Origin of the sequence: Burkholderia metallica (genome assembly GCF_001718555.1) — a bacterium.
Classification (GTDB): domain Bacteria; phylum Pseudomonadota; class Gammaproteobacteria; order Burkholderiales; family Burkholderiaceae; genus Burkholderia; species Burkholderia metallica.
On sequence record NZ_CP013401.1, the window covers coordinates 3,085,665 to 3,099,863 of the forward strand.

The window sequence follows — 14,199 nt, forward strand, 5'->3', positions numbered from 1 at the left end:
ATCGGGCGACGGCGCGACAGGCGGCGGGCCTGCTCGGCGCAAAGCTGACGCGGGGCGCGTCAAAAAAGTCGTGGGGTATTATATGGCAAGACGTTCCCCCCTCCTCCGAGTTTCATGACGCTCCCATCCGCCGCATCCCAGCCCGACGCCCGCCTCGACGCGCTCACCGCGTGGCTGCACCCGCTCGCCGAGCGCTTCGCGCTCGATCTGTCGACCCTCGCGCCCGCGTCGTCGGACGCCAGCTTCCGCCGCTACTTCCGAGTCGTATCGGCCACGAGCGCCGGCGGCACGCTGATCGCCGTCGACGCGCCGCCGCCCGAGAAGTGCCGTGAATTCGTACAGGTCGCGCAGTTGCTCGCCGCGGCCGGCGACCACGTGCCGGACGTGCTGGCCCACGATTTCGACGCGGGCTTCATGCTCGTGACCGATCTGGGCCGCACGTCGTACATCTCGGTGCTCGATCCGGCCGACCCGGCCGCCGCGCGGCCGCTGATGCGCGCCGCGCTCGACGCGCTGATCCGCTTTCAGCTCGCGTCGAAGCCCGACGTGCTGCCGCCGTTCGACGAGGCATTCCTGCGCCGCGAGATGGAGCTGATGCCCGAATGGTTCGTCGGCCGCCACCTCGGCAAACCCGTCACCGACGCGATGCGCGGCACGCTCGACCGCACGTTCGCGCTGCTGGTCGCCAGCGCGCACGCGCAGCCGCAGGGTTTCATGCTGCGCGATTTCATGCCGCGCAACCTGATGGTGTGCGAGCCGAACCCGGGCATCCTCGACTTCCAGGACGCCGTCTACGGGCCGCTGACGTACGACGTCGTGTCGCTGCTGCGCGACGCGTTCATCAGCTGGGACGAAGAATTCGAGCTCGACTGCTTCGCGTACTACTGGGAAAAGGCGAAAAAGGCCGGCCTGCCGGTCGACCCGGATTTCGGCGAGTTCTACCGCCAGCTCGAATGGATGGGGCTGCAGCGCCACATCAAGGTGCTCGGCCTGTTCCCGCGCATCAACTACCGCGACGGCAAGCCGCATTACCTGAACGACCTGCCGCGCTTCATTGCGTACGCACGCAAGGTCGCGCTGCGCTACCGCCCGCTCGTGCCGTTCGCGAAGCTGCTCGACGAACTCGAGGGCAACGCACCGGCCGACGTCGGCTATACGTTCTGATCGTTGCGACTCTCCTGACACCCGGCCGAACATGAGCAATACCCTGACCACGGCGATGATCTTCGCCGCCGGGCGCGGCGAACGGATGCGCCCGCTCACCGACACCCGCCCAAAGCCGCTGCTCGAAGCGGGCGGCAAGCCGCTGATCGTGTGGCAGATCGAGGCGCTCGCGCGCGCGGGCATCGAGACGATCGTGATCAACCATGCATGGCTCGGCGAGCAGATCGAGGCCGCGCTCGGCAACGGTTCGCGCTGGGGCGTGCGGCTCGCGTATTCGGCCGAGGGCGACGCGCTGGAAACGGCCGGCGGCATCGCGCAGGCGTTGCCGCTCATCGAACGCGACGGGCAGCCGGCCGTGTTCGCGGCCGTCAGCGGCGACGTGTACTGCGCGTTCGACTACCGGACGCTCGCACCTCGTGCCGGCCGGATGGCCGCGCTCGAAGCACCGGCGATGCACCTCGTGATGGTGCCGAACCCGCCGTTCCACCCGGCCGGCGACTTCGCGCTCGGCGACGACGGTCGCCTCGCGCTCGACGGCGCCGCGCGCTTCACGTTCGGCAACATCGGCCTGTACGACACGCGGATGTTCCGCGATCTTGCGCCCGGCACGCGCCGCGCGCTGACGCCGTACTATCGCACGGCGATCGAAGCCGGCCGCGCGAGCGGGGAACTGTACGAAGGTATCTGGGAGAACGTCGGTACGCCCGCGCAGCTCGGCGAGCTGGATCGAAGACTCAAGAGCTCTCGGCATTCAGCCTAATACATGCCAATTTGAGACAGTCAGACAACGGAGAAATGACAGTGCGCGTATACTAGCCACTTCCACCGAGGAAGCCTTCATGATTGTCACCCATCTCAAATTAAAAAATTGGCGCAATTTTCGCGAGGTTGACGTTCCCCTACGCGACCGGACCTATCTTCTCGGAGCAAATGCATCGGGGAAATCGAATCTACTCGATGCGTTTCGATTCCTTCGAGACGTGAGCAAACCACAAGGTGGAGGCCTACAAAAAGCCATTCACGATCGCGAAGGCATTCAAAAACTCCGCTGCTTACATGCGCGTAGAGATCCCGAAGTAAGCATTGAGGTCCACGTCGCCGAAAACGTCGACGATGTAAAGCCGATGTGGCGATATATACTCGGATTCAAGCCGGAAGGGAAAGGTGCACAACGCACTCTGATTTCAGTAGAGCAAGTATGGCAAGGCGAAAAGTGTGTTTTGAATCGTCCGGATGAAAATGACAAGAAGGACGCAGTTCGGCTAACACAGACCGCTCTCGAGCAAATTCAGGGAAATGCGAAATTTCGCGATCTTGCAGCATTTTTTGCAGAGACGACGTATCTCCATCTCGTTCCTCAATTATTGAAATATGGCGACAAAATCGGCGGCCAGCGTCTTGAAGAAGACCCCTTCGGCCAAGGGTTTCTCGAACGCATTGCGAAAACCCCAGAAAAAACACGTGATTCGCGTTTAAAAAAAATTGGCGCCGCCCTTGAATTGGCAGTCCCTCAATTCAAGGAACTTCGCTTCGCACCTGACAAGGTAAATGGCCGACCTCACCTAGAAGCAAAATACTCACACTATCGCCCCAATGCAGGATGGCAAAGGGAAGAGCAATTTTCAGATGGGACCCTCCGATTACTAGCACTTCTTTGGGTGCTGTTGGAAGGTGACTCGCTATTGCTGCTAGAAGAGCCGGAACTATCTCTAAATGATGCGATCGTCCGAGAAATTCCTCGTCTACTCCATCGTATCCAACGGGATAGAAAACGGCGCCCTCGACAGGTATTAATCAGCACACACAGCGAAGCGCTATTGAGCAACCCAGCTATTGATGGTCGCGGAGTTCTCCTACTTGAACCTGCACAGGAGGGAACCCGAGTCCGCCCTATCAATGCAAAGGAAGAATTTGCGCTTAAAAATGGCCTATCAGTGGCAGAAGTCGTACTACCCAAAACTCATCCCAAAGCAGCAGAACAATTGGGACTTTGGCAATGACGTGGCTTGTTATAGCAACCGAAGATGAAGTAAGCGAGCAAATCGGAAAGCGCTTAGCACAAGAGGCCGGCCTTGAGGTCGGTCTTTGTGTTGGGAAACAAGGGAATGGCTACCTCAGAAAAAGAATCCCGAATTTCTGCCAGATGGCCGACCAGCAACCGGTATTATTAATCACCGACCTTGATCAAATTGCACACCCCAAAACCCTGATAGCCGAATGGCTCGGCTCGAAGAAGCCGCCTAGAAATTTAATTTTCCGAGTCGCCGTACGTGAAATCGAATCATGGATACTTGCTGATCATGTAGCGATGCAAACGTTGTTAGGCGCAAAGGTGTCGAAACTCCCCCCATCGCCCGACGAATTAGCTGATCCCAAGCAAACGCTTTTAGCATTAGCACAGAAAGCAAATCGCGATGTGCGAGAGGATATGGTTGTTTCTCAAGGGAGCGTCTCCTCGCAAGGATTTGGCTACAACGCTCGCTTAAGTCAACTAATTGGCACAGTCTGGTGCCCTGAAAGGGCTGCAGGGCGTTCACCAAGCCTATCACGTGCTCGTGCCAGTTTGCGCAATCTCTCCTAAGCAGGTATAGCGCTAAAAGTCGACGTCCGACTCGGCAGCCGGGTGCTCAATTTGTTCCTGTCGCTGTTGCTGCAGCGCCCACATCTGCGCATACAGGCCGTCCGCGCGCACGAGTTCATCGTGGGTGCCGCGCTCGACGATCCGCCCGTGGTCCATCACCAGGATCTGCTGCGCGTGCACGACCGTCGACAGCCGGTGCGCGATCACGAGCGTCGTGCGATGCCGCGCGATCTGGTCGAGTTCGTGCTGGATCGCGCGCTCCGAGCGCGAATCGAGCGCCGACGTCGCCTCGTCGAACAGCAGCACCGGCGGATCCTTCAGCAGCGTGCGCGCGATCGCGACGCGCTGCTTCTCGCCGCCCGACAGCTTCAGCCCGCGCTCGCCGACCGGCGTGTCGTACCCCTTCGGCAAGCTCTCGATGAAATCGTGGATGTGCGCGGCGCGCGCGGCCGCGATCACCTCGTCGCGGGTCGCGCTCGGCCGGCCGTACGCGATGTTGTAGTAGATCGAGTCGTTGAACAGCACGGTGTCCTGCGGCACGATCCCGATCGATGCGCGCAGTGAATCCTGCGTGACGTCGCGGATGTCCTGGCCGTCGATCCGGATCGCGCCGCCCGCCGGCCGGTCGAGGTCGTAGAAGCGGAACAGCAGCCGCGACAGCGTCGACTTCCCGGAGCCGCTGTGGCCGACCACCGCGGTCGTCGTGCCGGCTTCGATCGTAAACGACACGTCGTGCAGGATCGGCCGCGCCGGTTCGTAAGCGAAATTCACGTGCTCGAAACGCACCTGCGCACCGGCGACCGCGAGCGGCCGCGCATCGGGCAGGTCGGCCACTTCCTTCGCGGCCGACAGCAGCCCGAACATCCGGTCCATGTCGGTGAGGCTCTGCTTCAGCTCGCGGTACACCACGCCGAGGAAGTTCAGCGGAATGTACAGCTGCAGCATGAACGTGTTGATCAGCACCAGATCGCCGAGCGTCAGCTTGCCCGCGAGCACGCCCTGCGTCGCGCGCCACAGGATGAACACGAGCCCGGTGCCGATGATCGCCTGCTGGCCGAAGTTCAGCACCGACAGCGAATTCTGCGAACGGATCGCGGCCTTCCGGTAGCGCTTCAGGTTCTCGTCGTAGCGCTGCGCCTCCCACTCCTCGTTGCCGAAATACTTGACCGTCTCGTAGTTGATCAGCGAATCGATCGCCCGCGAATTGGCGCGCGAATCAAGTTCGTTCATCGTGCGGCGGAAATGCGTGCGCCAGTTGGTGACCTTCACCGTGAACACGATGTACGTGACCAGCGCCGCGAACGTCACGTACGCGTAATAGGCCTCGTACTTGACCACGAAGAAGCCGAGCACGAGCCCGACCTCGACGAGCGTCGGCAGGATGCTGTACAGCGAATACGAAATCAGCTGCTGGATGCCGCGCGTGCCGCGCTCGATATCGCGCGACATGCCGCCCGTCTGGCGTTCGAGATGGAACCGCAGCGACAGCCCGTGCAGATGGCGGAACACCTGCAGCGCGAGTTGGCGCACCGCGCTCTCGGTGACCTTCGAAAACAGGATCTCGCGCAGCTCGGTGAACAGGGAAGTGGACAGCCGCACGAGCGCATACGCGACGACCAGCAGCCCCACGCCGCCCGCGAGCACGATGCCGGCCGACTGTTCGGCGCGGCCCAGCGCGGTGATCTGCTGGACGTAGGACAGGTGGTCGACGATGCGCTTCATCACGACCGGCACGCCCAGGTTCGCGACCTTCGCGCCGATCAGGCAGGCGAGCGCGAGCCCGACGCGCCATTTGTAGGTGGTCAGGTACGGCAGCAGCGACCGGATGGTCTGCCAGTCGTTGCGGGGCCCGGTGGGAGCCGGCGCGGGCTCGCCGGAAGCAGGAAATCGGCGCATGGGGGGAAGGATCGACGGCGGTGCCGGGCGCGTGCATCGGCGGCCGGCTCGCTCACTTTCTCGTACAATTTGCGAACGTTGTATTGTCGCAGAAGCCGCCTCGCGCCGCTGCCGGCGCCCTCGCCGGCCGCCTGCGCGCGGCGGCGCATTTATTACAGGATGAAAGCCCCCGCCATGACCGATTCGACCCTCGAACTTCCGCAAAAGCAGCCCGCGCTGCGCGTCGTCCCGCAACCGCACGACGCGAACGTCCACGGCGACGTGTTCGGCGGCTGGATCATGTCGCAGGTCGACATCGCCGGCTCGATCCCCGCGAGCCAGCGCGCGAACGGCCGCGTCGCGACGGTCGCGGTCAACTCGTTCGTGTTCAAGCAGCCGGTGTTCGTCGGCGATCTGCTGAGCTTCTATGCGACCATCACGCGCACCGGCAACACGTCGATCACGGTCGACGTCGAGGTATACGCACAGCGCATGCGCCTGATGGGCGAAGTCGTGAAGGTCACCGAAGCGACGCTCACCTACGTCGCGACCGGCCCGGACCGCAAGCCGCGGCAACTGCCGCCGCTCTAACGGGCGCGCGCCGCGCAGCGGCGCCCGCTACCTGCCCGCGACCACGTCAGTGCGTGGCCGTCAGCCCGAACTCCCGCATCGCGGGCACGAAATCGTGGTTCAGCGTCGGCTTGCGCGACAGCTTCACCAGCACGTAGCGCTGGAACGGCGCGAGCCGCTGCCACTGCGCGAGTGCGGGCGCCGTCAGCCCGGCCAGCGCGCTCTGCTGCACGAGCGACTCCGGCACGACGTCGGTCGCGCGCCAGGTCGGCTGGTCGTCCGGCTGGAACCACGTGGGTTCCAGATCCGCGTGCGTGCGCAGCATTTCGAACAGCGCGTGATCGAAGTTGGGTTCGATCGCGGTGTCGTCGTCGGCCGGAAAGCGCGCGAGCAGCTTGCGGTCCTCGAGCGGCAGCAACTGCCATTGCTCGAGCGAGATCCGCAGGCCGAAACGGTCCAGATTGAAGCGCACGATCATCGGGATGTACGTGAAGTTTTCCGACGAATCGTGTTCGAAGGCGAATAGCAGTGGAGCGTCGCTGAGTCCCATGATCGTTACCTGACGTGGCGGGTGCCGGCGCGGCCGGCTTGCCTGGGGTATTTTAGAACCTCTGCGCGCGGGCGGCGGATACGATTGCCGCCGCCCGCGCGCCGAATCAACGGGAGTGCTCGTGAATCCGACCGAATCCGGCGCCATGCGCGACGACGAACCGCGCGGCGCGATCGAACTGTCCGTGCGCCGCACGCGCGGAGGCGCCGTCGAAAACGCCCACGACTACGTGGGCCAGGAATGGCCCGTCGCGCTCGTCTTCAACGGCATCTCGCATGCGGTGATGATGTGTACGCCGTGCGACCTCGAAGCGTTCGCGGTCGGTTTCGCGATCTCGGAAGGGATCGTCGCGCGCGGCAGCGACATCAAGGACATCGACGTGATCCTGCACGCCGACGCGCCGCTGCCGCACGCCGAGGTGCACCTGGAGGTCGTCCAGCAGGCGTTCGCCGCGCTGAAGGAGCGGCGCCGCGCGCTCGCCGGACGCACCGGCTGCGGCGTCTGCGGGATCGAAAGCATCGACCTGCTCGACCTCGCGCCCGAACGCGTGCCCGATACGGGCTTTCTCGCGCGCCTCGCGCCCGACGCGCTCGCGCGCGCCGCGCACGAGCTGCCCGCGCATCAGGCGCTCACGCAACTGACCGGCGGCCTGCATGCCGCCGCGTGGTGCGACGCAACAGGGGCGATCCGGATGGCATTCGAGGACGTCGGCCGCCACAACGCACTCGACAAGCTGATCGGCTCGCTCGTGCTGTCGCGCGCCGATACCACCGACGGCTTCGTGTTCCTGTCGAGCCGCGCGAGCTACGAGCTCGTGCGCAAGGCGGCACGGGTCGGCATCCCGCTGGTCGCGACGATCTCCGCGCCGTCGTCGCTCGCGATCGAGATCGCGAAAGCGGCCGGCCTGCGGCTCGTCAGTTTCTGCCGCGCCACCGGCCACGTCGACTACGGCACGGCCTGACCGCGCGCGCGGATGCGCGCCGGCGGTGCGCTGCCCGCGCGCACGACTTCGTCAGTCGAACTGACGGAAATCCGGCTTGCGCTTCTCGAAGAACGCCGTCATCGCCTCGCGCGCTTCCGGCGCGCGCAGCATCGCCGAGAAGTGCGCCGCCTCCTCGGCCATCCGCGCGGCGGTAGCCACGCCGCCGGTATCCTTCAGCAGCGCCTTCGTCACGCGCAGCGATGCCGCCGGCAGCGCCGCGAGCTTCGCCGCCTGCTTCGCCGCGAACGCATCGAGCTCGGCCGCCGGCAGCACGCGGTTGACGATGCCGATCCGGTGCGCTTCCAGCGCATCGAACGCCTCGCCGAGCAACAGCTTCTCGGCCGCGATCTGATGGCCGGCCAGGCGCGGCAGCAGCACGCTCGATGCGGCTTCCGGGCACAGCCCGAGCTGCGTGAACGGCAGCGAGAACGACGCGGTATCGGCCGCGTAGACCAGATCGCAATGCAGCAGCATCGTCACGCCGACGCCGACCGCCAGGCCCGGCACCGCGGCCACGATCGGCTTGCTCGCGCTGCTGATCCGCGCCAGAAACTGGAACACCGGCGCCGTGTCGTCCTTCGGCGGCGACTTCAGGAAATCCTCGAGATCGTTCCCCGACGTGAAGTTGCCTTCGCCACCGCGCAGCAGGATCGCGCGAATCGCATTGTCTTCCTGGGCTTCGGCGAGGGCGTCCGCCATCGTCTGGTACATCGCCGCCGTCAGCGCGTTCTTCTTCGCCGGGCGCGCGATCGTGATCGTCATCACGCCGTCGGCGCGTTCCACTTGAATTTCGGCCACAACCGTCTCCTTTGACTTTCCTCTATCGGAATGAAAAAACGGTGCGCGAGCTCGTGGCCCGCGCACCGTCGTCGCTTTTCGTGCCGCTCCGCTTACAGGCGTTCGATGATGCCCGCGGCGCCCATGCCGGTGCCGACGCACATCGTGACCATCCCGTACTTCAGGTTGCGGCGGCGCAGGCCGTGCACGACGGTCGCCGCGCGGATCGCGCCGGTCGCGCCGAGCGGGTGGCCCAGTGCGATCGCGCCGCCCAGCGGGTTGACCTTCGACGGGTCGAGGCCGAGGTCGCGCATCACCGCCAGCGATTGCGCGGCGAACGCTTCGTTCAGCTCGATCCAGTCGAGATCGTCCTGCTTGAGACCGGCGGCCTTCAACGCGGCCGGAATCGCTTCCTTCGGGCCGATGCCCATGATTTCCGGCGGCACGCCGCGCACCGCGAAGCTCACGAAGCGTGCGAGCGGCGTCAGGTTGAATTCCTTCAGTACCTTCTCCGACACGACGAGCAGCGCGCCCGCGCCGTCCGACGTCTGCGAGCTGTTGCCGGCCGTGACCGAGCCCTTGTTCGCGAACACCGTGCGCAGCTTCGCGAGGCCTTCGAGCGACGTATCCGCGCGCGGGCCTTCGTCGAGCTTGATCTCGCGCGTCTTCACGTCGACTTCGCCGGTCGCGAGATTCGGGAAACGCTCGGTGATCGTGTACGCGGCGATCTCGTCGTTGAATTCGCCGGCCTGCTGCGCGGCGAGCGCCTTGCGGTGCGACTCGACCGAGAACGCGTCCTGGTCTTCGCGGCTCACCTTCCACTGCTCGGCGACGCGTTCGGCGGTCAGGCCCATCCCGTACGCGATGCCGAAGTCTTCATTGCGATCGAAGATGTGCGGCGACATCGACGGCTTGTTGCCCATCATCGGCACCATGCTCATCGATTCGCAACCGCCCGCGAAGATCGCGTCCGATTCGCCGACGCGGATGCGGTCGGCCGCCATCGCGAGCGCGGTGATGCCCGACGCGCAGAAGCGGTTGACCGTCACGCCGCCGACCGTCTGCGGCAGGCCGGCGAGCAGCGCGCCCATGCGCGCGACGTTCAGGCCCTGTTCGGCTTCCGGAATCGCGCAGCCGATGATCGCGTCCTCGATCAGCTTCGTGTCAAAGCCGGGCACCTGCGCGACCGCCGACTTGAGCGCGTGGACCAGCAGCTCGTCCGGGCGCGTGTTCTTGAAGACACCGCGCGGGGCCTTGCCGATCGGCGTGCGGCTGGCGGCGACGATGTATGCGTCTTGCAATTGTTTGCTCATTTGAGACTCCTTGCCTTATCCGCTCGCTCAGTTACGCACCGGCTTGCCGGTCTGCAACATGCCCATGATCCGTTCCTGCGTCTTCTGCGTACCGAGCAGCTCGACGAATGCACGGCGCTCCAGCGCGAGCAGCCACTGCTCGTCGACGAGGCTGCCGGCTTCGACGTCGCCGCCGCACACGGCTTCGGCGATGCGGCTCGCGATCAGGTAGTCGTGGTCGCTGATGAAGCGGCCGTCACGCATGTTGACGAGCGATGCCTTGATCGTCGCGATGGCCGAGCGGCCTGCGACCGGCACGTCCTTCGCGCGCAGCGGTGCGCGGTAGCCAGTGGCGGCCAGCGCGCGCGCTTCCTTCTTCGCGGTGTCGAGCAGTTCGAACACGTTGAAGACGATCGTGTCGGACGGCTTCACGTAGCCCATCGCGCGGGCATCGTGCGCGGACGCCGATACCTTCGCCATCGCCGCGTTCTCGAACGACTTCGTGACGAACTTCAGGATGTCGGTGGTCGCGTTCGCGGCCGTTGCCGCCTCCGCTGCGCGCAGCGCCGCTTCCTTCAGGCCGCCGCCCGCCGGCACGAGGCCGACGCCCACTTCGACGAGACCGATGTAGCTCTCGACGTGCACGACGCGCTTCGCGCTGTGCAGCATCAGCTCGCACCCGCCGCCGAGCGCGATGCCCGACACGGCCGCCACCACCGGCACGTTCGCGTACTTCACGCGCAGCATGCCTTCCTGGAACTTCTTCACGAACGGCTCGATGCCCTTCGCGCCGCCCATCATGAACGCGGGCATCGCTTCCTCGAGGTTCGCACCGGCCGAGAACGGGCCGCCCGGCGTGCCGAGCTTCAGCGACGTCGGCTGCCAGATCACCACGCCCTTGTAGTCTTTCTCCGCGAGCTCGATCGCCTGCACGAGACCGTCGATCACGCTCGGTCCGATCGTGTTCATCTTCGACTTGAACGACACGATCACGACGTCGTCCTCGCCCGCACGGTCGTCGACCCATGCGCGCACCGCATCGGTCTCGAACAGCGTCTTGCCGTACGTCTTCGGATCGGCACCGGCTTCGCCGAGGAGCGGCGCGCGGAACACCTGCTTGTCGTAGACCGCGAGGTCCGAGCGCGGCACGAAGCGCTTCGCTGCCGGCGCCCACGAGCCTTCGGCCGTGTGCACGCCGCCCTTTTCGGCGACCGGGCCTTCGAGCACCCACGTCGGCAGCGGCACGTTCGCGAGCGCCTTGCCGGCCGCGATGTCTTCCTGCACCCACTCGGCGACCTGCTTCCAGCCGGCGGCCTGCCAGCCTTCGAACGGGCCTTCGTTCCAGCCGAAGCCCCAGCGGATCGCGAGGTCGACGTCGCGCGCGTTGTCGGCGATCGATTCGAGATGCACGCCGATGTAGTGGAACACGTCGCGGAAGATCGACCAGAGGAACTGCGCGTGCGGATGGTCCGTCTCGCGCAGCAGCTTCAGGCGTTCCGCCGGCGGGCGCTTCAGGATGCGGCCGACAGTTTCGTCCGCCTTCGCGCCCGAATCGACGTAGGTGCCCGTCTTCGCGTCGAGCACCTTGATCGCCTTGCCTTCCTTCTTGTAGAAGCCGCCACCCGTCTTCTGGCCGAGCGCGCCCTGCTTCACCAGTTCGGCGAGCACGGCAGGCGTATGGTAGACCGGGAAGAACGGATCGTCGGCGAGGTTGTCCTGCATCGTCTTGATCACGTGCGCCATCGTGTCGAGGCCGACCACGTCCGCGGTGCGGAACGTCGCCGACTTCGCGCGGCCGAGGCGGCTGCCCGTCAGGTCGTCGACTTCGTCGAAGCGCAGGCCGAACTTCGCGGCCTCGGTGATCACCGCGAGGATCGAGAAGATGCCGACACGGTTCGCGATGAAGTTCGGCGTGTCCTTCGCGCGCACGACGCCCTTGCCGACGATGCTCGTCAGGAAGGTTTCGAGCTGGTCGAGAATCTCCGGGCGCGTATGCGCGGTCGGGATCAGTTCGACGAGGTGCATGTAGCGCGGCGGGTTGAAGAAGTGCACGCCGCAGAAGCGCGACTTCAGCTCGTCCGAGAAACCTTCGGACAGCTTCGTGATCGACAGGCCCGACGTGTTGGTCGCGAAGATCGCGTTCGGTGCGATGTGCGGCGCGACCTTCTTGTACAGGTCGTGCTTCCAGTCCATGCGCTCGGCGATCGCCTCGATCACGACGTCGCATTCGGCCAGCTTCGCGATGTCGTCCTCGTAGTTCGCTGCTTCGAGGTACTTCGCGTCGTCCTTCACGCCGAACGGCGCGGGCGACAGCTTCTTCAGGTTCTCGATCGCCTTCAGCGCGATCGCGTTTTTCGGGCCTTCCTTGGCCGGCAGGTCGAACAGCAGCACCGGCACGCGCGCGTTGATGAGGTGCGCGGCGATCTGCGCGCCCATCACGCCGGCGCCCAGCACGGCGACCTTGCGAATCAGGAAATTGCTCACGGGATGTCTCCGGATAGTGTCGTGCAGCGCGGGGGGTGAGGGCTGCACGGCGAAGTGAGTACCAGGAACCGTTGCGTTCGGGCGGCGCGCGCGGCGCGCCGCCCGAACTCGCGTCAGAACAGCGATTCGTCGACTTCCATCAGCGTCTTCGAACCGGCGCGCGCGGCGCGGATCGTCGACGCCGTCTCGGGCAGCAGGCGCGCGAAGTAGAAGCGGGCCGTCGCGAGCTTCGACTTGTAGAACGGATCGCCCGACGCTTCCTTGTCGAGTGCGAGACGCGCCATGCGCGCCCAGAAGTACGAGAACACCAGGTGGCCGACGGTGCGCAGGTACGGCACGGCGGCAGCGCCGACTTCGTCCGGGTTCTGCATCGCCTTCATGCCGATTTCCATCGTCAGCTTCTGCACCTTGTCGCCGATGTCGGCGAGCGGGTTGATGAACTCGGCCATTTCCGGCTTCACGCCTTCGGCTTCCGCGAATTCCGTCACGAGCTTGCCGAACTTCTTCAGCTTCGCGCCCATGTCGCCGAGCACCTTGCGGCCCAGCAGGTCGAGCGACTGGATCGAGTTCGTGCCTTCGTAGATCATGTTGATCCGCGCGTCGCGCACGTACTGCTCCATGCCCCACTCGGAGATGAAGCCGTGGCCGCCGTAGATCTGCATCGCGTGGTTGGTCGACTCGAACGCGTTGTCGGTCAGGAACGCCTTGATGATCGGCGTGAGCAGCGCGACGAGGTCGGCCGCTTCCTTGCGCACCGCTTCATCGCCGTGCGACAGTTCCTTGTCGATCTGCAGTGCCGACCAGTACGTGAAGGCGCGCGCGCCTTCCGCGTAGGCCTTCTGCGTGAGCAGCATGCGGCGCACGTCCGGGTGCACGATGATCGGGTCGGCCGGCTTGTCCGGTGCCTTCGGGCCCGTCAGCGAGCGCATCTGCAGGCGCTCCTTCGCATACGTGAGCGAGTTCTGGTACGCGACTTCCGTGAGGCCGAGGCCCTGCATGCCGACGCCGAGGCGCGCGGCATTCATCATCACGAACATCGCGTTCAAGCCCTTGTTCGGCTCGCCGACCATCCAGCCCTTCGCGCCGTCGAGGTTCATCACGCACGTCGAGTTGCCGTGGATGCCCATCTTGTGTTCGATCGAGCCGCACTTGATGCCGTTGCGCTCGCCCGGCTCGCCTGCCGCGTCGGGGATGAACTTCGGCACGATGAACAGCGAGATCCCCTTCGTGCCTTGCGGCGCGTCCGGCAGGCGCGCGAGCACGAGGTGGATGATGTTCTTCGACATGTCGTGCTCGCCGCTCGAGATGAAGATCTTCGTGCCGCTGATCGAGTACGAGCCGTCGCCGTTGGGTTCGGCCTTGGTGCGCAGGATGCCGAGGTCCGTGCCGCAGTGCGGCTCGGTCAGGCACATCGTGCCCGTCCATTCGCCCGTCACGAGCTTCGGCAGGTAGCGCTGCTGCAGTTCCGGCGCGCCGTGCGCGTGCAGGCATTCGTACGCGCCGTGCGACAGGCCCGGATACATCGTCCACGCCTGGTTCGCCGAGTTCAGCATTTCGTAGAGCGCGTTGTTCACGAACGCGGGCAGCCCCTGGCCGCCGTACTCCGGATCGCAGCCGAGCGCCGGCCAGCCGGCCTCGACGTACTGCTGGTAGGCTTCCTTGAAGCCGGTCGGGGTCTTCACGACGCCGTCGCCTTCATACGTGCAGCCTTCGCGGTCGCCGACCTGGTTCAGCGGGAACAGTACCTCGGAGCAGAACTTGCCCGCTTCCTCGAGGACCTGGTTGATCGTGTCGGCGTCGAGGTCCGCATGCTTGGGCATTTGCTTGACTTCGGCTTCGACGTTCAGAAGCTCGTGCAACACGAATTGCATGTCGCGCAGCGGCGCGGCGTACTGTCCCATGACTCTCTCCAAAGGTGGGCAAA

The 14,199-nt window shown here is 65.0% G+C and carries 12 protein-coding genes; 6 read left to right on the plus strand and 6 right to left on the minus strand.

Annotated features, from left to right (window positions below; translation table 11 throughout):
* The first annotated feature begins 114 nt into the window (after positions 1-114).
* The 4 genes from WJ16_RS13925 (at position 115) to WJ16_RS34815 (ending at position 3,745) form a co-directional block, all read left to right on the plus strand.
* Positions 115-1,164, plus strand: coding sequence for an aminoglycoside phosphotransferase family protein (locus WJ16_RS13925; RefSeq protein ID WP_069257550.1), 1,050 nt, complete (start codon positions 115-117; stop codon positions 1,162-1,164).
* Between the two features lie 31 nt (positions 1,165-1,195).
* Positions 1,196-1,924: an N-acetylmuramate alpha-1-phosphate uridylyltransferase MurU gene (gene murU / locus WJ16_RS13930; RefSeq protein WP_069257551.1), complete on the plus strand. Its 729-nt coding sequence runs from the start codon at positions 1,196-1,198 to the stop codon at positions 1,922-1,924.
* Positions 1,925-2,003: 79 nt separating this feature from the next.
* Positions 2,004-3,164 carry an AAA family ATPase gene (locus WJ16_RS33245; RefSeq protein WP_076605925.1) on the plus strand — a complete coding sequence of 387 codons (1,161 nt, stop codon included), beginning with the start codon at positions 2,004-2,006 and terminating at the stop codon, positions 3,162-3,164.
* Positions 3,161-3,745 carry a DUF4276 family protein gene (locus WJ16_RS34815; RefSeq protein ID WP_076605926.1) on the plus strand — a complete coding sequence of 195 codons (585 nt, stop codon included), beginning with the start codon at positions 3,161-3,163 and terminating at the stop codon, positions 3,743-3,745. The genes WJ16_RS33245 and WJ16_RS34815 overlap by 4 nt, the downstream gene beginning before the upstream one ends.
* A 12-nt stretch (positions 3,746-3,757) precedes the next feature.
* On the opposite strand, the gene WJ16_RS13935 is transcribed toward WJ16_RS34815, so the two are convergent.
* Complete coding sequence (locus WJ16_RS13935) at positions 3,758-5,641, minus strand: ABCB family ABC transporter ATP-binding protein/permease (protein WP_069257552.1); 1,884 nt, start codon at positions 5,639-5,641, stop codon at positions 3,758-3,760.
* 174 nt (positions 5,642-5,815) lie between these two features.
* On the opposite strand from WJ16_RS13935, the gene WJ16_RS13940 reads away from it, so the two are divergent.
* Positions 5,816-6,211 carry an acyl-CoA thioesterase gene (locus WJ16_RS13940; protein ID WP_059533053.1) on the plus strand — a complete coding sequence of 132 codons (396 nt, stop codon included), beginning with the start codon at positions 5,816-5,818 and terminating at the stop codon, positions 6,209-6,211.
* Positions 6,212-6,257: 46 nt separating this feature from the next.
* Here the strand turns inward: WJ16_RS13940 and WJ16_RS13945 are convergent, their stop codons facing one another.
* A complete protein-coding gene (locus WJ16_RS13945; RefSeq protein ID WP_069257553.1) occupies positions 6,258-6,740 on the minus strand; it encodes a nitrate reductase associated protein in 483 nt (160 codons plus the stop codon).
* A 145-nt stretch (positions 6,741-6,885) separates the two neighbouring features.
* Here WJ16_RS13945 and fdhD point away from each other — a divergent pair, with 145 nt between their 5' ends.
* The gene (gene fdhD, locus WJ16_RS13950; protein WP_069258068.1) at positions 6,886-7,701 is read left to right on the plus strand and encodes a formate dehydrogenase accessory sulfurtransferase FdhD; all 816 of its coding nucleotides are present in this window, start codon (positions 6,886-6,888) and stop codon (positions 7,699-7,701) included.
* Between the two features lie 51 nt (positions 7,702-7,752).
* On the opposite strand, the gene WJ16_RS13955 is transcribed toward fdhD, so the two are convergent.
* From WJ16_RS13955 to WJ16_RS13970, 4 genes are all read right to left on the minus strand, one after another.
* Positions 7,753-8,520, minus strand: coding sequence for an enoyl-CoA hydratase (locus WJ16_RS13955; RefSeq protein WP_069257554.1), 768 nt, complete (start codon positions 8,518-8,520; stop codon positions 7,753-7,755).
* 92 nt (positions 8,521-8,612) lie between these two features.
* Positions 8,613-9,812, minus strand: a complete 1,200-nt coding sequence (locus WJ16_RS13960; RefSeq protein ID WP_069257555.1) for an acetyl-CoA C-acyltransferase — start codon at positions 9,810-9,812, stop codon at positions 8,613-8,615.
* Positions 9,813-9,839: 27 nt separating this feature from the next.
* Complete coding sequence (locus tag WJ16_RS13965) at positions 9,840-12,275, minus strand: 3-hydroxyacyl-CoA dehydrogenase/enoyl-CoA hydratase family protein (RefSeq protein ID WP_069257556.1); 2,436 nt, start codon at positions 12,273-12,275, stop codon at positions 9,840-9,842.
* A gap of 113 nt (positions 12,276-12,388) precedes the next feature.
* On the minus strand, positions 12,389-14,176 hold the full coding sequence (locus WJ16_RS13970) for an acyl-CoA dehydrogenase C-terminal domain-containing protein (protein ID WP_069257557.1): 1,788 nt from the start codon (positions 14,174-14,176) through the stop codon (positions 12,389-12,391).
* Between the last annotated feature and the right edge of the window lie 23 nt (positions 14,177-14,199).

Bases quoted from the DNA above. Each gene is read 5' to 3' on its own strand.
- WJ16_RS34815 (WP_076605926.1), top strand. From the start codon at position 3,161: ATGACGTGGCTTGTTATAGCAACCGAAGATGAAGTAAGCGAGCAAATC.
- WJ16_RS13935 (WP_069257552.1), bottom strand. From the start codon at position 5,641: ATGCGCCGATTTCCTGCTTCCGGCGAGCCCGCGCCGGCTCCCACCGGG.
- WJ16_RS13960 (WP_069257555.1), bottom strand. From the start codon at position 9,812: ATGAGCAAACAATTGCAAGACGCATACATCGTCGCCGCCAGCCGCACG.
- fdhD (WP_069258068.1), top strand. From the start codon at position 6,886: ATGCGCGACGACGAACCGCGCGGCGCGATCGAACTGTCCGTGCGCCGC.
- murU (WP_069257551.1), top strand. From the start codon at position 1,196: ATGAGCAATACCCTGACCACGGCGATGATCTTCGCCGCCGGGCGCGGC.
- WJ16_RS13925 (WP_069257550.1), top strand. From the start codon at position 115: ATGACGCTCCCATCCGCCGCATCCCAGCCCGACGCCCGCCTCGACGCG.
- WJ16_RS13945 (WP_069257553.1), bottom strand. From the start codon at position 6,740: ATGGGACTCAGCGACGCTCCACTGCTATTCGCCTTCGAACACGATTCG.
- WJ16_RS13970 (WP_069257557.1), bottom strand. From the start codon at position 14,176: ATGGGACAGTACGCCGCGCCGCTGCGCGACATGCAATTCGTGTTGCAC.
- WJ16_RS33245 (WP_076605925.1), top strand. From the start codon at position 2,004: ATGATTGTCACCCATCTCAAATTAAAAAATTGGCGCAATTTTCGCGAG.
- WJ16_RS13940 (WP_059533053.1), top strand. From the start codon at position 5,816: ATGACCGATTCGACCCTCGAACTTCCGCAAAAGCAGCCCGCGCTGCGC.